The organism is Paenibacillus sp. 2TAF8, from assembly GCF_052114825.1.
GTDB lineage: Bacteria > Bacillota > Bacilli > Paenibacillales > Paenibacillaceae > Paenibacillus.
In genome coordinates this window covers 42,603-67,118 of record NZ_JBFRFN010000012.1, presented here as the reverse complement: position 1 = coordinate 67,118, position 24,516 = coordinate 42,603, and the positions used below count along the sequence as shown (strand labels likewise).

Here is a 24,516-nt window from a genome sequence, read left to right as displayed (position 1 = left end):
CTTAATCTAAATCAAAATTCTGTTTTGTGATCCAAAAAGATGAAGCGAACGACAGTGTTCGAAAACGAATATACACTTGAAGAACAGTATAAAAAGGGGACTTGGTTGTGAAAACTTTAAATCTGACGATACAACGGCAAGCGGTGTATGATGTCGTACGTAAATCAGAAGACCACCCAACAGCTGCCGATGTGATGAATCGGCTTGTAGAGCAGGGGTATAATCTGGCTTATGGCACCGTATATAATTCTCTTCGATATTTAACAGACAAAGAGCTGATCAGAGAGCTTAAACTTGGCGAAACAGCAAGCCGATATGACGCCCGAATGGATGATCACCAGCATATTATGTGTGAAGTATGCGGTAAAGTGGATGAGGTGATGACAGAGGTTCCTCCACAATGGATGAAGCAGGTAGCGGCAGAAACCGGTTATACAATTGATCATGCACATGTGGTATTTGGAGGTGTCTGCGGGGAATGCAAAACCAAACGGGTCAAGTAAAAGTAAAATGGTCAGGCCGCCGTTTGCCGCTTCGGGTCAAACCTGCTCTGGCAGATTCCGAAACTGTACCGCTCGTGGATAATTGCCCGATCACCAGACGTGTCATTCTGATCAGTCCGATGCCTGGTCAGGTGCATGAGCTGGTGAAGGCTTTGACAGATAGCTGCTTTGACGTACTTGTGTTCCATCGCTGGGAACCAGATCTTCATGAACGTCTTGTTTTTGATCTACTGATCTACGATCTCTCCGTTGCTGGAACAATCGATGCATTTACGGGAATCCACAGCCGGTTGAACCGTGAGGCGGAGCATACGACACCTTGCCTCTACTTGGTGGGAGAGAAGATGATTGGCAGTGCAAGCGGCCCGATGCTTCAGGAGGAGCTACTTGTATGGCCTGCACGTCCGCAGGAGGCACTTTACCGGGTACAGCGCATGATTGGCAGCAGTCCCGTAATGCCAAAGCGTGCTTTTTTACCTGAAGAGGGGCAGCGGATCGGATTCAAAGACTTGACGCTGGACCGGGAACGGATGAGCGTTCAGCGGGACCATGATCGCATTCATCTGACCAAGACCGAGTATGATCTTCTGCTTAAGCTAATTGATGCCAAAGGTGCAGTTATCTCGCGTGAAGAGATGCTTAGCGATATTTGGGAGACTGATTTTACAGGTGGAAGCAATGTGGTGGATGTTCATATCAAAAGCTTGCGCAAAAAATTGGGCGACAATGCGTCTGCGCCGCAATATATTGTAACGGTAAGAGGCGTAGGCTACCGCTTGGCGGATTAGATAATATGAGAAAAATAGTGGTCAATGGGAGCATTTATTGGTGGGGCTACAGAACGGTTAGAGACCTCTACTGCAGATCCAAACTGACGATTATTACGGAAAATAGAGACAAGAAATATATCATTATATTTGTAACCAGAGATACACCCATTTCCGGCAGTCCTTTGAATGAGGGATTACGGATGAAGAAAGAGGGTATAACATACGCTGTTAATTTGAACCAGCCCAAGTTTATCGCCGAAGTTTTGCAGTGTATGCTTGAGATGGAATTAGATAAGAGCGGGAAGAACGTTCAGGAGATAGATGGTAACGGCTTATTATCCCGCATGGGGTATCAGGATCTTACAGGACTGATGATCTAAAGACATAAACAGTGCAGTAAAATGAGCTAGATGAGTAGTAACCACTGAGATGCTGATTATGCAAATTAAGGTGAAACATGGCGTGGATCGTTGAATAAACGGTCTGCGCTTTTTTGTTTTCCCGTGTCATATGAAACCTCTTTCGGATCCTTCATGTTTCATTCATATTTAGCGTAACAACCTCATCTGAACCTCATGCGAACCTCATGCAGTAGATAGATGGGACATGTTAGAATGATTTCAACAGTTAGATCAAGTCTAAATGTATATTTKAGCAAACGACGAATATGATTGGAATTAGTAGATAGATACAGCAGACATGAGAACCACTTTAGAGGAGGACGACAGGATGACAGATCGTTTGACAACTAACCAGGGAGCACCGGTAGGAGATAATCAAAATTCGCGCACAGCAGGTAGAAGAGGGCCAACCTTGTTGGAGGATTACCACCTGATCGAAAAAATCGCCCATTTTGACCGTGAGCGCATTCCTGAACGGGTTGTCCATGCAAGAGGTGCAGGGGCACATGGGGTGTTCAAGCTGGAGCAGAGCATGAAGGCATATACGACGGCTGATTTTTTGCAAGAGCCGGGAACAGAAACCGATGTGCTTGTACGGTTTTCAACCGTTATTCATGGTACGGGTTCTCCAGAGACCGCACGTGACCCGCGTGGGTTCGCCGTTAAATTTTATACGCGTGAAGGTAACTATGATATTGTGGGTAACCATCTGCCTGTTTTCTTCATTCGTGATGCCATTAAGTTTCCGGATATGGTGCACTCTCTCAAACCGGCTCCAGATACCAACATTCAGGACCCGGCACGTTATTGGGATTTCATGACGCTGACACCAGAATCGACGCATATGATGACTTGGTTGTTCTCTGATATGGGAACGCCCGCGAGTTACCGGGAGATGGATGGTTTTGGGGTACACGCATTTAAATGGATTAACGCCCAAGGCGAAGTTCACTATGTAAAGTACAAATGGGAATCGGTTCAGGGGGTCCGCACTTTCTCACGTCAGGAAGCTGCTGAAGTTCAGGGTCAGGATTTCAACCATGCAACACGTGATCTGCATGAACATATTAAGAATGGTGATTTTCCGCAGTGGAAGCTGCAAGTGCAGCTGCTGAAGCCGGAACAGATGGATAATTTCTCCTTCGATCCGCTGGACCCGACCAAAACATGGCCTGAGGATGTGCTTCCGTTCCAGACGGTGGGAACCATGACATTGAATCGTAATCCGCAGAATTTCTTCGCGGAAGTGGAGCAGGCAGCATTTTCACCAAGTGCAGTAGTACCTGGCATTGAGCCTTCTGAAGATAAATTATTGCAAGGGCGTCTGTTCTCCTACCCGGATACACAGCGCCACCGTCTTGGACCCAACTATCTGCAGATTCCGGTGAACTGCCCGTATGCACCTGTGCGCAATCATCAGCGTGATGGACTCATGAACGTGAATCAAGATCCGTCTCCTGTAAACTATGAACCTAACAGTTCAAGTAACAGCCCGCAGGAAGATTCGGCTTACCGTGAAACTCAGGTTCCATTGCAAGGACACGTCACAAGAGAGAAGATTGAAAAAACAGATGATTATACGCAAGCCGGGGAACTGTTCCGTTCGTTCACACCTGCTGAGCAGCACCATCTGCTGGATAATCTGACGAATGATCTCAAAGCCGTACCAGCAGATATTCAGATGCGAGCATTATGCCACTTCTTCCGGGCTGACGGACAACTGGGTGGACGACTTGCTCATGGCTTGGGCATAGATATCTCTGGACACATGCCAAAATAAAGAAAAAGCAAGTATGGAGGCAGAAGTAAACAAACTTAAAGTTGGGCTGGAGGCTGACTGGCTTGTCTTTAGGACCGCTCCGTGAAGCTATGATACGAACCGGGCATACTGCAATTTTGCAGAAGGGCCCGGTTTTCTTATGTCATTTAATACACAAATGAAAAACAAATTTACAAATCATTTACATAAAATACCTGACATAGAGGTTGACTTCTCATTTGTGGGCACTACAATGGGTAGTGTGAGGGGTGTCAGAATATGAGAATACTCAATTTTAAAGTGGGTGAGCGTGGACTTAACCGTTTTTTTGGTCCGCTAGAGGCCAAGATTATGGACATTCTGTGGGCTCGTCCCGGCAGCAGCATCCGTGAAGTGCAGACTGCACTGGAGCAAGACAAAGACGTCAATTTCAATACGGTTATGACTGTGATGAATCGGTTGGTGGATAAGGGATTGCTCGGTAAAACACAGAAGGGCCGCACATCGCTGTATCAGCCGGTACAGAGCAGGGAGGCATTTATGAACGATCAATCCAAGGAATTGTCCCAAGAACTGGTGGACGAATTTGGGGCGCTGGCGTTGAATCACATGCTGGACGCATTGGACAAGGCGGACGAAGGCTTGATTGAAAGACTCGAAATGAAAATCAAGCAGTGGAAAAAGGATAACGATTAATATGTGGAAGACCCGTTCCAAGATTTTGTTCACCGTCGGGTTTGGTATTCCGGTACTCGTGCTCATGCAGATGTTCATGTATGCGATGTACAAAATATTTGGATGGGACATCCGGTTGAATCTGTTATGGCTATGTAATCACTGGATGAGCCGCATGGGGTGGATGTCTGTAGGTCATTTCCTTTTGCTGCTAGTTGTGCTGACTTTTGTGGGCACCAGCTGGATGCTGGCTGTACGAATCATTCAGACACGGGCAGCGGTCAAGAAGCTCCGCTCGATGGAAATTCGCGTTTGGTCGGCAGAACTGAATGCAAGGTACAAGCACCTTAAGAAACCTCGATTTCTCGTCGTGGACAAGTCATCTCCGGTTGCGTTTACCATCGGGCTGTGGCGACCGTGCATTGTGCTTTCCACGGGACTACTGAGCATGTTGGATCACGAGGAAGAGAAGGCTGTCGTATATCATGAAGTTCATCATCTTTGGCACCGTGATCCGCTAAAAACAACACTTCTCTCGGTGTTCGCCGCGATGATGCCGTACATTCCCGTGCTGAAACATACGTCACAGCAATATCGTATCGTCAGAGAGATTTTAGCGGATAATGAAGCCATTGAACGTACGGGTAACGCTGCGGGCATTGGCAGTGCACTCTTGAAACTGCTCCGGGCATGTGCACCATCTGGAGAGGGAAAATCAATGACAATTCAGTCCTCGTTTGCCGACACGTCGGTGAATGTACGGATTTCCCGACTGCTGGATCCTGAACGGGATGTTACGCTGCGCTTACCAAGGTATGCCATCCTGATCTCGGTAACGGTATTTCTGCTGCTGTCTATTTTGTTTGTATGGTCGATTGGATAGAAGATGGCCATGAACCAAGCATTCCATCCGGACTAAAATTTATGAATGAAATGGGGAGATACATGATGAATAACAAAACCATTGAAATTGGACTTTTTTTCTCAAGGATTATGATTGGTCTCATTTTTTTACTGCATGGCTGGAGTAAATTTGAGGGTGGAATTAGCGGTACGGTGGGTTTCTTCGAAAGTATCGGCATTCCTGGTTTTATGGCATCGGTTGTTGCCGTTATTGAGCTGGCAGGGGGTGCAGCCATGATCCTGGGTCTGGGTACACGTGTATTTGCTTTATTGTTCGTTGCTGTTATGGTGGGTGCACTGTTCACAGCGAAGTCCGGCCAGCCATTTTTGAGCGGAACAGAGCTCGACTACATGCTTATGGCAGGCTCGTTGACTCTTCTCCTGACAGGAAGCCGTTTTCTGGCACTGGACTATCTGTTCAATCGGCAAGGAAGCACACGTCAGAACAGACAGAATGTAAGTGCCTGATCTGCATCAGAGAGGAAAGCAACATACCAAGGTGTAACAGAAAGTGTTAAAGCGCAGGAATATGCTTGCGGCCAAGCTCTTTGCTTGCCAGTCCGACGAGGTAACGATGATTGCCGGATCGAACTGACAGGTAAGGAGCTTTTTGGTTTGGAAGAAAGGAGCTTCACTTTTTGGCTTGGACGTATTACCTTAACATTTGATATAATGAGAATAAGTATGCTACTAAGAAAAAATAAGAGGAATCTACACGAACCATACAGATTTGAGGAGGTTACGCGATATGATTAAGATCATTCCATCTGAAGCACGGTCCAGCTTTGATCGGGGCTGGTTGCGCGGCAGTCACAGCTTTTCCTTTGGGGAGTATCAGGACCCGGATAACACGGCGTTTGGACCGATGCGGGTAGCGAATGATGATGTCATCGCACCAGGTCGCGGTTTTGGTGCACATCCACACAGTGATATGGAGATTGTATCCATTGTGCTGCATGGCAAGCTGAGACATGAAGATAGTCTGGGCAATGTTGCCGTAACAGGCTTTGGCAGCATTCAGCGCATGTCAGCAGGAAGCGGCGTCATTCATACAGAGCATAATGCCTCAGATGCCGAGGAGGTAAGACTTCTCCAGCTGTGGTTTATGCCACATACGAAAGGGTTACAGCCATCCTACGAAACGACTTCGTATGATACAACTGCTTTGGAAGGCGCTCTTGTGCCTGTAGCCTCATCCGATGGTGGACCAAGGGTCGCCACGGTTCATCAAGACATGACCATTTACCTTGGGCGGTTGTCCAAAGGCAAGACGCTTGATTTTGAACAGAACGAAGGCCGCCGCATGTACATTTTCTCTATCGAGGGTAAACTTGGTTTGCAGAATGAACATGTGCTTCGTACAGGAGATACGGCTCGCGTTGAGCAGACTTCTTCCATGAAGCTGGAAGGGCATGAGGATACGTTTTATATGTTGATTGATCTGCCTTAATGAAGGATATGAACTCCCACTCCAAGATCAAAGGAGGAACGATACGAATGGCACAGCAGGAATGGTTTATGGTAAAACATGGAGTCACCGGGCGTGGACTGGCGAACAGCAAGACAGATGCAGAGTTGTCTTATCGCTTTCAGCAGGAGGGAGCAGGATACCTCTTCACCGTAACAGGACTTGATGAGCAGACCGTGGCGAAGATTATCGAGCTGAGACAGGAATTGAACGTATTCCGTTTCGTACAGCGCAAAGACCGTCCTCTGACAAAGAACTGGTATTATGTTGATGGCAACCGCGTTAAATATGACAGCGAGCGGCATACTCTGACCATCTATGCCAAGTCAGAAATTCAATATATACCTGATGACTACTTTGCAGACTAACCGATCAGAGATAAGCGTAGGATCTAAGCTTGTTATTCTGTTCAGGATGTAAGTTATTGATTTCATATGCATGCTTCATTTTTCAAGTTGATCAATTCGATCGTTAAGTCTTCCTTCGCGGAAGGCTTTTTTTTGTAAAAAAGACCACATAATTCCCTGCTTTCTGGCACAAGCTACCTTGTATAAAAAACAAGAAGGGAGGGGCGGCACATGGCAGGTAAATCATCAAAAGGTAGCGATAAGTCCAAGGCTTCAGCATCAGCAACTGACAGTAGTAAATATGTACCTTTGGGACTGCCGTCCCCGCCTATTCTGAAACAACCGATCAGTGCCATACATACTAATCAAATTCAGGCTTTAAAAGAAATCTTCTCGAACTCCTCGGATGTAGTGTTCCGCAACGTTATGATCACACCGGAGGTTCAGGGGCTTCTCATTTATGTCGAGGGTATCGTGAATTCGGCGGATATTCAGGAGCATATGCTGCGCCCGCTTATTCGAGGACTGATCCAGCAACGTACTGACGAGCCGGATGTGCCGATTGATGATACACGAATTGAATTAACGCAGGTCAAGCGAGTTCAGACCTGGGCTGCTGCGACGGAGGGTGTGCTTGCCTCATCGGCTCTACTGGTTATGGACGGAAAAGCTGAAGCTTGGCTATTCAACGTAAAAGGTGGGGTGCGGAGAGGTGTTGAAGAGCCGCAGACGGAGTCGGTCATCCGTGGACCACGAGAAGGTTTCACCGAGACGCTGCGTATGAACACAGCTTTGCTTCGTTTCAAGTTGAAGACACCTGCACTCAAAATGGTGAGTATGACACTGGGCTCCGATACCAAAACCGATGTTGTTCTCGTCTATCTGGAGGGAGTCGCTGATCCGCAATTGATTCAGGATGTCAAAAAACGTCTGGAGAAGATTGAAATCGACGGAATTCTGGAGAGCGGTTATATCGAGGAACTTATCGAGGATAACCCGAATTCCCCGTTTCCACAGATGCACTATTCGGAGCGCCCGGATACAGTTGCCGCGAATCTGCTGGAAGGTCGGTTCTCCATCATGGTAGATGGCACACCGTTTGCATTGATTGCACCCGTGACGATGTGGCAGATGTTACAGGCTAGTGAGGATTATTATGAACGCTTCTTCATTAGCAATTTGATTCGTTGGATACGCTTTTTGTTTGTGTTTATTGCTTTGTTCCTGCCAGCACTGTATATCGCCATTACGACCTTTCATCAGGATATGCTTCCAACTACACTAATTCTCAGTATTGCTGGTGCCCGCGAAGCCATCCCTTTCCCGGCACTCATTGAAGCGCTCATTATGGAATTATCTTTTGAAGCGCTGCGGGAGGCAGGGGTCAGATTACCCAAAACGGTGGGGCAAGCGGTCAGTATTCTCGGTGCCCTTGTGATTGGTCAAGCTGCGGTACAGGCAGGTATCGTCTCTGCCCCGATGGTTATTATCGTATCGATGACGGGTATTGCATCCTTCACCATTCCGCGCTTTAACTTTGCCATCACCGTAAGGCTGTTGCGGTTTCCAATCATGCTTCTCGCAGGCATGTTAGGGTTATACGGCATTGTCATTGGTCTGGTACTCATCTCCGTACATCTGACACAGATGACATCGTTTGGTGTGCCGTATCTATCCGGGGTGAGTCCATATCACAAAAAGGATACCAAAGATATTTTGGTCCGGGTGCCTTGGTGGAAAATGATCAATCGCCCTTCAACCGTGCACCGGGATCGCAAACGTATGGTCAGAGATATCAATGGTTCGCCGGAAGCGGAGGAAGGATGGTGATTCCATGCGGTTTCTTATAAAATATAGGGCTGTCATTTCGTTGATTCTGTGTACATCTCTGCTTGCAGGTTGCTGGGATCGCGAAGAGATTAATGATGTCGCCTTTGTAATCGGTATTGCTGTTGATAAAGAAGGGGAGGATTACCGGTCTAGTTTGCAGATTGCCCTCCCTGGACAGTCGGGTGCTTCGGGCAGTGAAGGTGGCGGTGGAGGAACGAGCGGAGATAAACCGTGGTTTATCCTCTCTAATACGGCTCGTACACTGCGCGGGACATCGCTTGAAGGTCAGAAGTCACTCTCTCGCCGAATTTATTATGCTCATCGCCGCACCATTCTTATTGGTGAAGATCTGGCACGTGATGGTGTTGCCCCGATGCTTGATCTGTTCACCCGATATCCGCTTAATCGGTTATCGGCATTACCTGTTGTCACCAGAGGCGAAGCACATAAAGTTATAGACACGGATGCACCGATTGAGAAGTTCCCTTCCGAGATGGTGCGGGAATTATGTTTTCTTAACATGAGAAATCCAAGATCACTTAAAACATTTATCGACTCTATTTTAAGTGAGGGGGTCGACCCTTTTCTGCCTATTGCATCTGTTTCGGATAATGTACCGCAGGATTGGAAGGGTTCCATAACCAATATCAAGCTGGATGGACTGGCTATTTTTAAAAAAGACAAGCTCGTAGGTATGATGGACAAGGCTCCAGCCGATGCATTGATTCTTGCCATGGGGGAAGCCAATGAACCTGAAGTCATGGTCAAGGCCCCGCGCGGAGAAGGAGACCTGTTCATCAAATTAAACGAGAACAATTCTTCTCTGCATCCCAAGATTGTGAATGGCAAAGTGAGTGTGACCATTAGATTGTATGCCAAAGGGGTCGTTGTGGATAACGAATCAGATTATGGTGACAAGCGTGAGAAAGAAATTTCGAATTTAAATGAAGCTATTCACCAGAAGATCAAAGAGGATATTGAGGAAGGCGTAAAGCTGGTTCAGCATAAATTCAAAGCGGACATTCTTGGCATCGGTCGATCTATCCATAGACAACTACCCAAGGAGTGGGACAAGATTAAAGATCGCTGGGAAGTTCTGTATCCAGATGTTCAGGTAAGTGTGGAACCGCATGTCATTATTGAGAATGTGGGTATTGTCAATAAACCAATTGGGGTCGTAGAGGAGGATATTGTGCATGATTAAACCGCTGCTGTACACCTATCTGGCAATGGTTGTTGGAGTGCTCATTATGGATTTCAAGCATCTGAAAGAAGCAGCCCCCATTAATCGCTGGTTGTCTTATGGCATCATCGCGCTTGGAACAGGCATCTGGTTTTATGTTACAACGTTGAAAAAAACCTTGTTCGTATCCGTATGGATGAGTCACATTATTCAACGTCTGCTGCCATTGCCTTGAATGACGTGGGATATGGCGGTTTGATATGCAAGAAACAGGTACGGAAGGAGGTGCAGGATGATTCAGAAGGTAACGCACAGGCAAATGGTCTTGATGCTCATGCTACTAAGTATTACGGGGACATTGCTGCAACCTCATGCACAAGCTATTTATTATGCGGAACAGCATGCCTATCTTTGTTACATACCGGTGGTTCTGATTATGTTTACATCGATGTGGATGCTCAGCCGTGTCCAGCGGCGTTTTCCGGACAAGGATCTGTTTGAATCGTTAGTGACACGATTTCCTTTTCTGGGTAGACTAGCCGGGTTCATGTACATTGCGTTTTTCTTCTTTGTATTTGCGAGGGATATTCGGCTAACAGGAGATTATGTAAGTATTACATTGCTGGAAACCACACCAATATCCATTATTGTGCTTACGCTGCTCATTATGGCTATATTTATCGTGCGGGGTGGTTTGGGTTCTCTGATTGGCATGGTCGAGCTGTATGTGGCTCTTTTTCTGTTGAACTCCATCATTGTACCGTTTATGCTGATCCAGCAGATCAATCTGGATAACCTGAAGCCTTATTTCGATGTTGACCTGGCGGGTGTGGGCAGGGGAAGCTGGTATCTCTTTTCATTTTATGGGGAGATGATTGCTCTGCCCTTTGTGATCAGGGGAAGTGACTTTCGAGTAAAATCGATTTTCACTGGCAACATAGTTACGGCACTACTGATGATGCTTATTGTCATCGAAACCATTACATCCATTGGTGTACCCATTGCTTCGAGGCTTGTGTATCCATCGTATGAGCTGGCAAGACAGCTGCAGATTAGTGACTTTCTAGACCGTTTCGATCTGGCGCTTGCCGCAGCAACTCTGCCATGTATCATAACCAAGATTGCATTTGACCTGTATTTTGTGTGCTGGGGATTGAAACGCATGATTCCCAAAGTATCCGGTAAAGTATTGACCGGACCGATTGCACTGCTCGGATTTGTCTGTGCATTCTGGTTTTTCCGTAACGCGGTTCAGCTGAATCGATTCACCCGGGAATGGACCTGGATTGCGATTGTATTTGAGGTGATATTTCCAATCGTTTTCTTTCTCTTCCTCCGTCCGCGCAAAAAGGAGGCTGGGCATGCCCCGAACTCCGAATCGGGAGAGAGGGCATCCAGAGGAAAACAGCAGGAAGGGGAGCAGAAGCAGGAGCAGACATCTGGTGAACCAGATCATTCTGAAGGGAAGTCAGAAAAGAAGTCTGGTGCTTCAGCGGAAAAGCCTATAGAGAAGAAAGGTAAAACATCACATGGTGGCGGCAATTTGCAGCCTTCCTGATGAAAATCATAAAAAATCGTTATAGCTAATTAGGCCAGAAAGCAAGCAGACGTGGTTTCCCTACGTACAAGTAGCCTGTATACTGTAGTCAGATTGATGAACTTTCGGCTTAATAAACGGGGGGAACATGAATGGCTCAACATTTGGCAGGGGTACGTGTGGCATTAACCGGACCTAGAAAGTCCAAAGAGATGTCTGTGTTGGTAGAGAAAATGGGCGGAATTCCGCTTGTGCGTCCTGCACAAGGCACGGTGTTTCTGGATGATCGTAACATTCGAGATGGACTGGTTTCCTGGATTTCTGATCCGCCGGATTGGGCAGTGTTTACGACGGGCATGGGGCTGGATGCTCTGTTCAACATGGCTGAGGAAATGGATATAGCCGGGCAACTTCGGGATGTATTGGCTGAATCATGTATTGCAGCCAGAGGGTACAAAACGGTAAATGCCTTGAAGAAGCTGAAACTGACTCCTTTGGTACGAGATGATGACGGCAGTACAGACGGATTGATTCGGGAATTTGGCTCACATGATCTGGCGGGGAAAAAGGTGATGTTACAGCTGCATGGAGAAACGGCTCCAAAGCTGATGCACTGGTTAGATAAACAAGGTGCTATTGTGAGGCAGGTATTGCCATACCGTCACGTACCGCCGGAAGAGGCAGAGCTGGAGCTGCTGTTGCATGAGATCATTCAGCATAAGCTTGAGGCTGTTGCTTTTACAAGCGGGCCGCAAGTTCGATTCTTGACAGAATATGCTGGATCCCAAGGCAAGCTGGAGCAGATGCTGACAGCCTTCAAGGAAGGTGTAATTCCGGCCTCCGTTGGTAAAGTTACAGCGAATGCTATGCGTGAGGAAGGTATCGAAGCACTGGTTGTACCAGAAGATGAGAAGATGGGAGCTCTCATTGTTGAACTTGGACGTTATTTTGTTGCGAATCCGGTGGGTGTTCGGGAGGAATAATAAAAAGAGTATTCATGGGGCAAAGATGCCCTAAGCGGGACTCTATTTCGTAATGATATGTAAAGGTTCTGATCCGTTTGCGGATCGGAACTTTTTTTCATTTTTATCCAAAATTAATGTATAGGACAATCTGGAGAAGCGTGGACATTATTTCCTGACCGATGGTATGATGAAGTCAATATGAAAGCAGCAAGGTGCTCTTGCATTAAGCAAGAGGTAACAGGGAATCGGGTGAAAGTCCCGAGCGGTCCCGCCACTGTAATGGTGAAGCGCTTTTCAACAAAAGTCACTCGGTATAACGGGGAAGATAGAAAAGATAGCTAATGATCCAAAGCCAGGAGACCTACCTTGCGTGTGTCACCAAACCCTTCGCGGAAAGGAGTGGTGTACGATAAGTTCGGGAAAGGGACAACAATGAGTTTGTCCTGTGAGGCTCTATATGGGCTATTATGGCTGCTTGTAATTCCTTATTGTGGAATATTACAGGCTAGGTTTCCTGAGTGTAAGTACATGCGTATCTCATCCGTGATCAGGATGGGATTTTTTTGTTTTTTATGGACAGGAACGAAGTTGCCGGGTTGAGCAGAAGAAATGATGTGTTACAGGGGAATAAGGTGAAAGAGGCACATCTGTATTGTAATAACTTTGCATTGGCGTTAAGGAGAAGCTTTCTTGAAGTGGACCTTTTAGATAAACAAAGGTTGAGGCGTTAATCGTATGACAAGTGAGGGGGAAAACGGTATGCAAAAGCAAGGCAAGCTGCTGATCATCGGTTTCGGTCCAGGTGCGATGGAGCACATCACCAAACGGGCACTGGATGCTTTGCAGGAAAGCGAGGTCATTATTGGATATAACACCTATGTGGATCTGATCCGGCCTTTGTTGAATGGACAAGCCATTGTGCGTACGGGCATGACAGAGGAAGTCAGCCGGGCACAAGAAGCGGTAAGACAGGCGGAAGCAGGACACATTGTTGCCGTAATCTCCAGTGGAGATGCTGGGGTGTATGGCATGGCAGGGCTTGTGTACGAAGTACTCATCGAGCAAGGCTGGAAGCCGGATACTGGCGTAGCTGTCGAGGTTATTCCTGGTGTGTCGGCTATTCAATCGTGTGCATCCTTGCTTGGTGCGCCAGTTATGCACGATGCCTGTACGATCAGCCTCAGCGATCATCTGACACCCTGGGAAACGATTATTCGCCGGGTTGAAGCTGCGGCTTCGGCTGATTTTGTTATTGCTCTGTATAATCCCCGTAGTGGACGGCGTACACGCCAGATTGTAGAGACGCAGCAGATGTTGCTTCGTTACCGTGATCCGAAGACACCGGTTGGCCTTGTCAAAAGCGCATATCGGGAGCGCCAGGACGTGGTCATGACAACGCTGGAGGAGATGCTGAATCACGATATCGGTATGTTAACTACCGTGATTATCGGCAATTCTTCCACCATGATGTACGAAGGAATCATGGTCACACCCCGCGGATATCAGCGGAAATATACGCTGAACTCCGCGGAACAGCCGCTCAGACCCCATGAGCGGCTGCGCACCGAAGCCGAGCCATGGTCGCTCGGCGCACAAGAAGCCCGCGCTGCCGCCTTCGGCGAGGCAGCGGGCGTTAGCGCGGCCCGCGATGCGCTGGCCGTGCTAACGGCGGAGCCGGCCCTGCGCGGCGCCAGCGCCGGAGCGGGCACGGCTCCGCAAGGGCAGCCGCCCGCAAGCGCATGGGCGGCCACCCCGCCTGCGGCAAGCCCGGCGAGCGCTGCTGGCACCGCCGTGCTTGCCGCAGAGCGGCCCGCGTCCGCGGCGGCGGAGGCCGCACCGCGCGCTGCCGCTGTGGCGCCACGCGCCGGTGCAGCCGAGCTCGCCGCCGAGGCTCYGACGCGTCTCGCGGCAGGCGGTGCGCTCACGGGCGAAGCGGCAAGCCGCTGGCTGGACGCGGCGGCGTCAGGCCCGGCAGCCGCGGGCGCGCTGGGCGCGAGCAGCGGCGCAACGCCGCTTGGCACCGCTGCTGTGCCCGTGCCGGGGCGCAAGGCGCCGCTCTTTGAGATCGGCATATCGCCCGGCGTGGGCAACAAAAAGTTCACCCCCGCTCAGATGGCGCTGCTGGCGCAGTGCGCAAGCGAGGATGGCGAACTCGAGTATACGCCAGAGCACCAGATCATTCTGAGAGTGCCGACGTTTGAGCCAGAGGCGCTGGTGGACGAGTTACGTGCAGCGAACTTTATCGTTGTTCCCATCGGTGATGTCATCAAGGTCAAAGCCTGTGACTTCTGTAACCTGGAGAAGGACGATGCGGTGCCGATGGCTAACCATTTGCAGGACGTCATCGGTGGATTATCCGCTCCGAAGGAGACGAGCGTAGCATTAAACGGCTGCGGTATGGCTTGTTACGGGGCGGTGCTGGAGGATATCGGTATCGTTTATCGCAAAGGCGGTTATGATCTGTTCCTTGGCGGCAAAAAGTTTGGCCGTAATGCACATCCGGCTCAGCCTGTGGCGGAGGGCATTCCAGGTGATCAGATTGGCGGTATCGTAGAACGCATTGTAGCGGAGTACAAGGAAAAAGGCCATCCGAACGAACGCTTCCACAAGTTTTTTAAACGCGTTGGAGTTATTCAAGGCTTCCGCCATGTGGATGCGCCAGTCACCGTTGAAGTTAATCCGGTATGCGGTGACTAGGACGTGGGGTTGCCGGGCTGAGCAACTTGAAGACGATGAAGACAACATGATGTTGCAGTCATCGAATCAATGAGAATGGGAATAAGGCAATGATGTATTGAACCAAAAATGCTGATACGGCAGTCATAACTGCGTTAGAACATGTAATACAACTCGGCTGAAGCCCAGCTGATTGAGATAGATACTAACATTCAAAGTGGCACTCATTACAGCATTAGATATATAGATTGAACTTTCTTCCTTGGAACCGAGTGGGGAGCCTTACGAATATGAGAAATCTGATCTGCGGATCGGACAGAGGAGGAAATACGAAGATGGATGCAATTTTGTTGGTGGGACACGGAAGCCGTGATCCCGAGGGGAATCGCGAGTTAAAGGAGTTTGCACGTGAGGTTGCGGAGCAAGCACCGGAGAACACACTGGTGGAAACCTGTTTTCTGGAATTAACCAGACCAAGTATCGCGGATGGGGTTACTGCTTGTGTAGATCGAGGCGCGACACGAGTCGTACTCGTACCGATTATTTTATTTGCCGCGGGTCATGCCAAGATTGATATTCCGAATGCAATTGACCGTGCCAAAGCGCGTTATCCGCAGGTGCAGTTTATATATGGCCGTCCAATTGGTGTGCATGAAAAAGTCGTGCAAATCATGCAAACCCGTCTGCAAGAAGCGCAGCCTGTGCGGATTGCAGCTCAGGGTGAAGGTGAAACCGATACAGCAGTTGCAGTTGCCGCTCCGCCTGCTGCGGTACCTGTAACGGATGAAGAGACAGCCGTACTTGTACTGGGACGGGGAAGCAGTGACCCGGACGCTAACAGTGACTTTTTCAAAATGACCCGGATGTTGTGGGAGAAGCTGCCGTACAGATGGGCGGAAAGCAGTTTTATCGGGGTGACCCAGCCTTCTTTCCCGGATGGATTGGAACGTTGCCTCTTGCTTGGTGCGAAAAAAATTATTGTCATGCCGTATTTCCTCTTTACCGGAGTGCTGATTAAACGCATTGATGAGATGACGGCTGAATTTGCAGCTGCGCATCCAGACATTCAAGTCGAAATCGGTGGTTATTTCGGCTTCCATCCGAAGCTCGTAGAACTGGTACTGGAACGTGCTCACGAGGGATTGTACGGTCGTGTTACAGCCAACTGTGACAACTGCCAATTCCGACTTGAAGCGGCCAAACATCATCACCACCATCACGACCACGACCACGGGCATGATCACGATCACGACGACCATCACCACCATGACCATGATCACAATCACGAGCACCATCATCATGACCACAGCAGTAATCACAGTCATGAGCACCACCATGATGATCATAGTCACAGTCATGGACACGATCATCATCACGCAGATCAACATGTCCACAGTCATGGTGAGCATACACATCACAACCATAATCATAGTCAAGACCACGAGCACTCCGAGCATATTGTCGTCGACCATGAGGCAACGCTTGATTTCCATCATGACCATGATGAAGAATTGCATCATTCGCATCACGAACATGTAGGAAACCAGAACAGCCAGAAGCATGACCAAGCAGAGATAGCAGGGAATGTACAGCAACATGCATCCTCCGCTCAAGCACAAGTAGCAGCGACTTCCGAGCAGGTGAAACGTTCATGATTTTCATGTTATGCGGTACGAGTGATGCACGTGAACTAGCGGTTCGAATCCGGCAGCAAGGCCATGAAGTGCTGACCTCCGTTGTGACCGAAAGTGCAGCCCAAAGTCTGACAGAAGCCGGTTTACCTGTGCGGACAGGGCGATTGACAATAGAGGCAATGGTGAAGCTGATTCGTGAAAAAAATACCCCTGTCCTTGTGGATGCAAGCCATCCTTTTGCCGAAGAAGCCCACACGAATGCCATGGAAGCCGCGAAGCAGGCGGGCATCCCTTACATTCGTTACGAACGAACCGGGCTCGCTTATGATGATCATGAACTATTGCATGTCGTGTCATCTTATGATGAAGCAGCACTCAAAGCCAAAGAGCTGAAAGGCTCCGTCATGTTGACGACGGGAAGCAAAACCTTACAGATCTTCACCAAGCACCTGCTCGGTGATCCGGATATACGACTTGTTGCACGCATGCTCCCCCGTCTCGACAATATGGAGAAATGCGGTGAGCTGGGCGTAGAGCAGCGCAATATTATTGCGATGCAGGGGCCTTTTTCGAGAGAAATGAATGAAGCACTTTACAAGCACTATGCAACAACGGTAATGGTCACCAAGGAAAGCGGCAAAACCGGAGCAGTGGACGAGAAAATCCAGTCTGCACTGGAGCTAGGCATTCATGTTGTGCTGATCTCGCGTCCAGAGGCGGAGTTTGGCACGGTGTTTGATCATTTTGATGGTGTACTGGACGAGCTGAAAGGGATTTTGGGGCAGTAATCTGCCTGATAGTCCTAATTTGAATAGTGCAACTTTGAACGGCTTGATTGTAAATATCGAAAGAAACATGGAACCAAATGTGTGACAAGGTCACCCCTGAAACGAAGTGAGAGGTTTATTCTGGCAAAAAGTAGAAGGACGAGAAGTGGCTTTGCAGAACTAAACCTCTTCATCGTGCAGAGGGTGATCTTGGAGTACGTCCAGGTGACCGATGCAATGATGTATGGGACAGTTGTTCGTACGATGAAGATGTTTGTTCAACTACAAGGAGTGGAGTGATTCGGGTGGATTTTAAAACAGAGTTTAAACCGCTGACCGTGCAACCTCAGGAAATTGAAGGTAAGAGCTTTGAGATAATTACGGAGGAACTGGGTGAGCATCCGTTTACGGATGAGCAGTATCCAGTCGTACAGCGTGTCATTCATGCTTCGGCTGATTTTGAACTGGGCCGTAGTATGGTGTTTCACCCCGATGCGATCCAGGCAGGGATTGCAGCGTTACGTGCAGGTCAGTCAGTCATTGCCGATGTGCAGATGATTCAGGCGGGTGTGAGCAAGGATCGTATTCGCGGTTTTGGCGGCGATGTACACGTACATATTTCCGACCCGGATGTGATGGAGGAGGCGAAACGTCTCAATACAACCCGTGCCATTATCTCGACACGCAAAGCAACCCAAATGTATGACGGGGGTATCTACGCCATCGGTAACGCCCCAACGGCGCTGCTGGAGTTAATTCGTCTTGTCAAAGAGGGCGAGGCCAAGCCGGGGCTAATCATAGGCATGCCGGTAGGTTTTGTATCCGCTGCCGAGTCGAAGGACGAGCTGCGCAAGCTGGACATTCCTTTTATCACCAACATTGGTCGCAAAGGCGGCAGCACCATCGTTGTGGCAGCCTTGAACGCAATCTCGTTGATGGCTGTAAAGGCATAAAGCGGCAGGAGTGCTAAGGCGGTGTACCTCGCTCGGCCAGTGAGGCCAAACGAAATCTAACTGAGCTGATTTAGGTCTGGTTAGCGAGCCGTGCCGAATCCTAATGAAAACTGGAATAGTCCTCACTAAGGGCTATGTCCGAATCTGTTAAAGTCCAGCGTCCAGCAACGTCTAACGATCACCAGGAAGCTTATTTAGCGTAAAATCASCCTTTTGAAATTCTAACGATYCTGAGGAACGTTATTTTGCCGAAAATCACTCGAAAACGGCTAAAATGCCATTTTTTTAGAGAAATAGCGTCTCCTGAGATCGTTAGAAATCCAGCGAGGGCAAATTAGTCCAAATAACGTTATCTGTGATCGTTAGCGCGCACTTGTGGCGTAGCGGATGTTATGTAACTGAGATGGTTAGCGTGTGGGGCCAGTGAGTGTATCTAGTTTCTAGTCCAGCAACTTCTAACGATCTCCAGCGGTTAGTGTACAGTTACTAGCGCCACAGTTGTTGAGTACAACTAAAAATCAATGAATCAACAATCCATACAAGACCAAACAACTACCATCATTAAACATAAGCGTGCCAACAAGCGAGCAAATAGAAGGACGGGAGGTTCAAAGCCATGGAAAAGAAACGCATGAAGAGCGGAGAAGCGCAAGAATCGGATAAACCGATGCGTTCCGGCTTTACGACCGGTGCGTGTGCGACAGCCGTTGCCAAAGGAGCGACGCAGCTTCTGCTCACGGGTCATATTCCTGCACAAGCCGTGGTTTCCTTGCCCGCCGGCTTTGACCACTCGTTCGAGCTGATCGAGCAGGGGCTGATGACGGATGGCACGGCGACCTGCGCCACGATCAAGGACGCCGGGGATGACCCGGACGCCACGCATTTGGCGAAAATCATTGCTCATGTGTCTTGGCGGGACGAGCCGGGGGTAGAGCTGGATGGTGGCATTGGTGTGGGGCGTGTTACGAAGCCAGGACTACCCGTGCCTGTTGGGGAAGCGGCCATTAATCCCGTGCCACGCCGCATGATTACCGAAGCGGTAACACAGGTACTTGCGGAACATGGCACTGCCAGAGGGGTACGAGTGGTCATCAGCGTGCCAGACGGCGAAGAGATTGCGAAGAAAACGCTCAATGCGCGGCTTGGCATTCTTGGCGGTATCTCCATTTTGGGCACACGCGGCGTGGTCGTTCCGTTCTCTACTTCGGCATACAAAGCCAGTGTGGTGCAGGCCATCTCTGTGGCGCAGGCTTCAGGATGCGAGCATATTGTGCTGACAACAGGCGGCAGTAGTGAGAAATACGCGATGAAAATGATGCCTGAACTGCCAGAGGAAGCCTTTATTCAGATGGGGGACTTTGTCGGCTTTGCGATCAAACACGGGAAACGGCTGGGCATGAAACGTATCAGTCTGGTCGGGATGCCAGGCAAATTCGCCAAAGTAGCTCAAGGGGTCATGATGGTGCACTCCAAAAGTGCGCCGGTGGATTTTGGATTTCTTGCGTCCGTGGCTCGCGAGACCGGGGCAGGCGATGAACTGGCGCAAGCGATCGAGGAAGCCAACACGGCGACTCAGGTGGCGGATATGATGACCGAAGCGGGATATTTGCCTTATTTTGAAAAGTTATGCCTATACGCATGCCAGCACTGTCTCGAACATGCGGGCGGCGGCGTAACGGTGGAAGTGGTGCTGGTCACCATGAAAGGAATGGAACTGGGGAGGGCGGAAATCAGTGAACTCGAACACAACAACTGGAGCAAAGAATCGTAACATCCGCATTATTGGCGTGGGTGAAGAAGGCGCAGCGGGGCTGACAGCGGATAGTCTGAATCTCATTCAGGAGGCCGATGTGCTGGTGGGCGGCGAACGTCTGCTGCAATTTTTTCCGGCGTTTGCGGGGGAGAAGCTGGTGATCAAGAGCAGTTTGAACGACCTCGTTGCGAAAATAAAAGCGTTACAGGACACGCACAACATCGTTGTGCTCGCCTCGGGAGACCCGCTATTTTACGGCATCGCCGGGTATTTCGCGCGCAAACTCGGCCCGGATCAGCTGGACATCCGGCCTAATCTCAGTTCGCTGCAGCTGGCATTCGCGAGGCTTGGCGAGAGCTGGCATGACGCCGTGCTCGAAAGCGTGCACGGTCGCCCGCTCAAAGGTCTCGCCCAGCGCATCGATGGCAAAGCCAAAGTCGCGCTGCTCACGGACGAGCATAACAGCCCCGCCGCGATCGGGGCGTATCTGCAACAGTTCGGCATGACCGAGTATGATGCCTACGTTGCAGAGAACCTTGGCTCGGCAGATGAGCGTGCCCGCCATTACACCTTGGACGAGCTGGCAGCGGCTGAGTGCAGCCCGCTGAACGTCGTCATTTTGCTGCGCCGCAAGGATGCACCGGCGCCGCGCAAAGGGTTCGGGTTTGCCGATGAGGAATTCCATCAGCGCAAACCCGAAAAGGGCCTCATCACCAAGCGCGAAGTCCGCGCGTTCAGCTTATCCGAGCTGAAACTGGGCGAGGACAGCATCGTGTGGGATATCGGCGCAGGTTCAGGCTCGGTGGCGGTAGAGTGCACGCGGCTGGCGCCGCGGGGCCAAGTCTTCGCTATCGAAAAGAACGAAGGTGACCTCGTGAACATCGAGGCCAACCGAATCAAATTCCGGACGGATTTTACCGTCCTTCATGCCAAAGCACCAGCGGGGCTGGACGAACTACCGAATCCGGATGCGGTGTTCATTGGCGGCAGCGGCGGCGAACTCGCGCAGCTGATCGCTCTGTGTGCGTCCCGGCTACGCCCCGAGGGACGCATCGTGGTGAATGCAGCGACCATCGAAACGCTGCATGACAGCATGAAGGCGATGCGCGATGCAGGCATGGATGCCTCCGTGACTTTGTTGCAGACGGCGCGGAGCAAGCCGATCCTAAACATGACCCGTTTTGACGGACTGAATCCGATCTATGTTATTACAGGGCAATTTATCGCATTAGACGAAGCGGAAGCTGTGAACGGAGCAGAATAGTTTTTTTGGCAAGGAACCAAAGGGGGAGAGCAGCATTAGCACAACAACAGGAAACATCACAAGTGATGCATCAGGTTTTGCAGGAACCAATTCGAAAAGTTCTATAGCAAGTGCAGCAGCAAGCGAGACGGTGACTGTAGCCGGAGGGGACGCAGCTGTAAGCACAACTGTGAAAACGACTGTCGGAGAGGTGTCAGCATCGGCTTTGTCAGAACCATCGCCACCGGGCAAAACGGTTGGTACACTCTATGGCGTCGGTGTCGGGCCGGGAGACCCGGAACTGATTACGGTCAAAGCATACCGGATGATTCGCGAATGCCCGGTGGTCGCCTATCCGAAGAAACGCAAAGGCGGTAAATCCTACGCCCACGAAATTGTTGAATTATATGTGAATCCAGAGGAGAAAGAGATGCTGGGGCTGATCTTTCCGATGACCAAAGACCCGGTTGTGCTTGAACGGGAGTGGGGCAAAACCGTGGAAGCGTGCTGGGAGGCTTTAAAGGAAGGGAAAGATGTAGCGTTTGTGACGGAAGGTGATCCGAACTTATACAGTACATTTATCCACCTTGCACGTCTGATGCGTGAACTGCATCCTGAAGTGCCGATTAGCTCGATTCCGGGCATATCCTCTGTTCTTGGTGCGGCGGCTGCACTCGATATTCATCTGGCAGATGGCGACGAGCAGGTCGGCATTATTCCCGCGACGGCGGACAAAGAAGCGATGCGGCAGGCGATTGAGCATCACGATACGATTGTGTTTATCAAAGTAGCGAAGGTACTGGACCCGATGCTGGAGCTGCTGGACGAGATGGGACTTGGCGGTAAAGCGTCGGTGGTTACCAAAGTCACTTCCCCTTATGAACTGGTCTGGCGTGACGCCCGTGAACTGAAAGGGCAGGAGCTGGAATATTTAAGCCTGATGGTGGTGAGCAAATGAAAACATTAGAACCGAAAGTGTACATTGTTGGTGCAGGCCCGGGAGACCCTGAGCTGATTACGGTAAAGGGCTCGAATATTCTGAAAAATGCCGACCTCGTTCTGTACACGGATTCCCTTGTGAATGATGAACTGATTGCAACAGCCAAACCCGAAGCCGAAGTGCTGCAAAGCTCCGGCATGGATTTGGAACAGCAGGTCGAGCTGATGTGCACTGCGGTCCGGGCAGGACGCAGCGTAGCACGGGTACATACGGGTGATCCAGCGATGTATGGTGCCATTTTGGAACAAATGGTGCTGCTCAAGCAGCAGGGCGTGGAGTACGAGATTATTCCGGGCGTTAGCTCGGTATTTGCTTCAGCAGCGGCGCTGGGAGCGGAACTGACTGTGCCGGAATTGACGCAGACCGTCATTCTGACGCGTGCGGAAGGACGCACACCTGTGCCTGAGCGGGAGAAGCTGCGCGATTTGGCCTCCCATCACTGTACGGTGGCGCTCTTCCTGAGTGCGACGTTGGCCAAAAAAGTCGTGGTGGAATTCCTCGCCGCAGGCTGGAGCGAAGATACACCGGTCGCGGTAGTGCAACGCGCAACATGGCCGGATCAGAAAATTGTGCGTACCACGCTGGCCAATCTGGCTGCCGATCTGCGTGCCGCAGGCATTACGATGCACGCGATGATTTTGGCAGGCTGGGCGCTTGATCCTGATCTGGTGAACCGGGATGCTCATCGTTCCAAACTGTACGACAAATCCTTCACCCACGGCTATCGCAAGGGAGTGAAGTCCGGTGAGTAATCCGTTTGCTGCTGTAGCGATTACGAAGCATGGCGTGGAGATGGTGCGTAACCTGGAAGGGCAGTTTCAGGGCACGGATGTTTATTATATGAGCAAATTCGCCCGTGGAGACGAGAAGCAGTTGGGGTACACGTTGTTCGAAGGCTCGGTAAAGCTGATTCTGCCAGACCTGTTCAAACATTACAACGGCATCATTCTGTTTATCTCTCTGGGTGCCGTTGTACGCATGATTGCTCCGTTACTGGTGGACAAAAAAGTCGATCCTGCCGTTCTGGTCATTGATGACCGCGGCGAGAACGTTATTAGCGTGCTGTCCGGCCACCTTGGCGGTGCCAACGAACTCACGCGTCAAGTGGCGGAAGTACTTGGTGCGCGTGCAGTCATCACGACAGCTTCGGACGTGCAAGGCACGATTCCGGTGGATATGTTTGGACGTGAGCTGGGCTGGATCGTGGACAGCTTTGATAAAGCAACCCCGGTGAGTGCGGCGGTGGTCAATGAAGAGCCGGTGGCCCTTATTCAGGAGACAGGCGAACGCAACTGGTGGCGTTATAACAAACCGGTTCCTGATCATATCCGGGTCTTCGGTAATATGCAGGAGACGGAATCGTTTGCGTTTAACGCTGCACTGGTAGTCAGTGACCGTTTGCTTTCAGCGGCGGAAGAGGAACGTTTTCTAACGAATGGTGTGTTGTATCGTCCGAAAAGTCTCGTGCTCGGCATGGGCTGCAATCGCGGAACGGCGATGGAGGAGTTGGAGCAGGAAGTGCTTGCCACGCTGGAAGAGCTGTCCCTGTCCGTGAAGAGCGTGCGCAACGTGGCTACCATTGATCTGAAAAAAGATGAGGAAGGCCTGCTGGCCCTATGTGCTAAGTATGGCTGGGAACTCGTCACTTACACACCTGCGGAGCTGAATACGGTGCAACTTGCCAAACCGTCCGAAACGGTATTTAAATACACCGGAGCCTACGGCGTAAGTGAACCTGCGGCGCTGCTTTCTTCGGGGGCTGACCATTGGCTGCTGGAAAAGAAAAAGAGCGGCAACCTGACGATCTCTGTCGCACGGGTTGTGTTTGATTAAGCCCGATTCGTGTAATCGAAAAGCAATTTGGTGTGGTCAACAAGCGAATTCATGTGATAAACCAGCGTTTCGTGTACTAACATGCATCTCTTGTGATCAACAAGCATCTCGTGTGATCAACTAGCGTTTTGTGTGACCAACAAGAAGCTCGTGTGATCCATTAACGTTTCATATGATCAACCAGCGTTACGTGTGACCAACAGCATTTGTTTGACTAACAAGCATGAGCGTGTTTTCGATCGTCTACGTTACCAAATAATTACGATGTATCTTGGGGAGCCAAAATTACCGAACCGAGGCATGTTTTTATGTGAAT

23 protein-coding genes and 1 riboswitch are annotated in these 24,516 nt (G+C 50.0%); all 23 genes read left to right on the top strand.

The genetic code is table 11. The features are described 5' to 3' along the window. The first annotated feature begins 107 nt into the window (after positions 1–107). The 23 genes from AB4Z30_RS18380 to AB4Z30_RS18270 all read left to right on the top strand — a co-directional run bounded on the left by AB4Z30_RS18380 (position 108) and on the right by AB4Z30_RS18270 (position 24,200). Positions 108–503, top strand: a complete 396-nt coding sequence (locus AB4Z30_RS18380; protein ID WP_251510334.1) for a Fur family transcriptional regulator — start codon at positions 108–110, stop codon at positions 501–503. Then, entirely contained in the window at positions 479–1,291 is an 813-nt protein-coding gene (locus tag AB4Z30_RS18375; protein WP_441928944.1) for a winged helix-turn-helix domain-containing protein, read from the top strand. Before AB4Z30_RS18380 ends, AB4Z30_RS18375 begins: the two co-directional genes overlap by 25 nt. Before the next feature lie 5 nt (positions 1,292–1,296). After that, positions 1,297–1,653, top strand: a complete 357-nt coding sequence (locus tag AB4Z30_RS18370; RefSeq protein WP_441928942.1) for a hypothetical protein — start codon at positions 1,297–1,299, stop codon at positions 1,651–1,653. Positions 1,654–2,002: 349 nt separating this feature from the next. Then, a complete protein-coding gene (locus AB4Z30_RS18365; protein ID WP_441928940.1) occupies positions 2,003–3,454 on the top strand; it encodes a catalase in 1,452 nt (483 codons plus the stop codon). A 258-nt stretch (positions 3,455–3,712) separates the two neighbouring features. Beyond that, positions 3,713–4,129 carry a BlaI/MecI/CopY family transcriptional regulator gene (locus tag AB4Z30_RS18360; protein WP_441928938.1) on the top strand — a complete coding sequence of 139 codons (417 nt, stop codon included), beginning with the start codon at positions 3,713–3,715 and terminating at the stop codon, positions 4,127–4,129. Position 4,130: 1 nt separating this feature from the next. Further along, positions 4,131–4,991 (top strand): M56 family metallopeptidase, encoded by an 861-nt coding sequence (locus AB4Z30_RS18355; protein ID WP_441928936.1) that lies wholly within the window; start codon positions 4,131–4,133, stop codon positions 4,989–4,991. Between the two features lie 62 nt (positions 4,992–5,053). Beyond that, complete coding sequence (locus AB4Z30_RS18350) at positions 5,054–5,479, top strand: DoxX family protein (RefSeq protein ID WP_441928933.1); 426 nt, start codon at positions 5,054–5,056, stop codon at positions 5,477–5,479. 280 nt (positions 5,480–5,759) lie between these two features. Next, positions 5,760–6,461, top strand: coding sequence for a pirin family protein (locus AB4Z30_RS18345; RefSeq protein WP_441928931.1), 702 nt, complete (start codon positions 5,760–5,762; stop codon positions 6,459–6,461). A 47-nt stretch (positions 6,462–6,508) separates the two neighbouring features. Further along, positions 6,509–6,847, top strand: a complete 339-nt coding sequence (locus AB4Z30_RS18340) for a hypothetical protein (protein WP_441928929.1) — start codon at positions 6,509–6,511, stop codon at positions 6,845–6,847. A gap of 210 nt (positions 6,848–7,057) precedes the next feature. After that, positions 7,058–8,656, top strand: a complete 1,599-nt coding sequence (locus AB4Z30_RS18335) for a spore germination protein (protein ID WP_441928927.1) — start codon at positions 7,058–7,060, stop codon at positions 8,654–8,656. A 4-nt stretch (positions 8,657–8,660) separates the two neighbouring features. Further along, the gene (locus AB4Z30_RS18330; RefSeq protein ID WP_441928925.1) at positions 8,661–9,860 is read left to right on the top strand and encodes a Ger(x)C family spore germination protein; all 1,200 of its coding nucleotides are present in this window, start codon (positions 8,661–8,663) and stop codon (positions 9,858–9,860) included. Further along, positions 9,853–10,074 carry a hypothetical protein gene (locus AB4Z30_RS18325; protein WP_441928923.1) on the top strand — a complete coding sequence of 74 codons (222 nt, stop codon included), beginning with the start codon at positions 9,853–9,855 and terminating at the stop codon, positions 10,072–10,074. Before AB4Z30_RS18330 ends, AB4Z30_RS18325 begins: the two co-directional genes overlap by 8 nt. Positions 10,075–10,131: 57 nt before the next feature. After that, positions 10,132–11,397 (top strand): GerAB/ArcD/ProY family transporter, encoded by a 1,266-nt coding sequence (locus tag AB4Z30_RS18320; RefSeq protein WP_441928921.1) that lies wholly within the window; start codon positions 10,132–10,134, stop codon positions 11,395–11,397. 131 nt (positions 11,398–11,528) lie between these two features. Beyond that, complete coding sequence (locus AB4Z30_RS18315) at positions 11,529–12,359, top strand: uroporphyrinogen-III synthase (protein WP_441928919.1); 831 nt, start codon at positions 11,529–11,531, stop codon at positions 12,357–12,359. A 175-nt stretch (positions 12,360–12,534) separates the two neighbouring features. Further along, a riboswitch (cobalamin riboswitch) is annotated at positions 12,535–12,724 on the top strand. Positions 12,725–13,100: 376 nt separating this feature from the next. Beyond that, complete coding sequence (gene cobJ / locus AB4Z30_RS18310) at positions 13,101–15,038, top strand: precorrin-3B C(17)-methyltransferase (protein WP_441928917.1); 1,938 nt, start codon at positions 13,101–13,103, stop codon at positions 15,036–15,038. 314 nt (positions 15,039–15,352) lie between these two features. Then, positions 15,353–16,672 carry a sirohydrochlorin chelatase gene (locus AB4Z30_RS18305; protein ID WP_441928915.1) on the top strand — a complete coding sequence of 440 codons (1,320 nt, stop codon included), beginning with the start codon at positions 15,353–15,355 and terminating at the stop codon, positions 16,670–16,672. Continuing rightward, positions 16,669–17,439, top strand: coding sequence for a precorrin-6A reductase (cobK, locus tag AB4Z30_RS18300; protein ID WP_441928913.1), 771 nt, complete (start codon positions 16,669–16,671; stop codon positions 17,437–17,439). The genes AB4Z30_RS18305 and cobK overlap by 4 nt, the downstream gene beginning before the upstream one ends. A gap of 284 nt (positions 17,440–17,723) precedes the next feature. Further along, a complete protein-coding gene (locus AB4Z30_RS18295; protein WP_441928911.1) occupies positions 17,724–18,371 on the top strand; it encodes a precorrin-8X methylmutase in 648 nt (215 codons plus the stop codon). Positions 18,372–18,987: 616 nt separating this feature from the next. Then, on the top strand, positions 18,988–20,142 hold the full coding sequence (locus AB4Z30_RS18290; protein ID WP_441928909.1) for a cobalt-precorrin-5B (C(1))-methyltransferase: 1,155 nt from the start codon (positions 18,988–18,990) through the stop codon (positions 20,140–20,142). Continuing rightward, on the top strand, positions 20,105–21,388 hold the full coding sequence (gene cbiE / locus AB4Z30_RS18285; protein WP_441928907.1) for a precorrin-6y C5,15-methyltransferase (decarboxylating) subunit CbiE: 1,284 nt from the start codon (positions 20,105–20,107) through the stop codon (positions 21,386–21,388). Before AB4Z30_RS18290 ends, cbiE begins: the two co-directional genes overlap by 38 nt. A 205-nt stretch (positions 21,389–21,593) precedes the next feature. Further along, on the top strand, positions 21,594–22,325 hold the full coding sequence (gene cobI / locus AB4Z30_RS18280) for a precorrin-2 C(20)-methyltransferase (RefSeq protein ID WP_441929069.1): 732 nt from the start codon (positions 21,594–21,596) through the stop codon (positions 22,323–22,325). Beyond that, complete coding sequence (cobM, locus tag AB4Z30_RS18275) at positions 22,322–23,119, top strand: precorrin-4 C(11)-methyltransferase (RefSeq protein WP_154890305.1); 798 nt, start codon at positions 22,322–22,324, stop codon at positions 23,117–23,119. The genes cobI and cobM overlap by 4 nt, the downstream gene beginning before the upstream one ends. Beyond that, positions 23,112–24,200, top strand: coding sequence for a cobalt-precorrin 5A hydrolase (locus AB4Z30_RS18270; RefSeq protein ID WP_441928904.1), 1,089 nt, complete (start codon positions 23,112–23,114; stop codon positions 24,198–24,200). The genes cobM and AB4Z30_RS18270 overlap by 8 nt, the downstream gene beginning before the upstream one ends. Positions 24,201–24,516 lie beyond the last annotated feature (316 nt).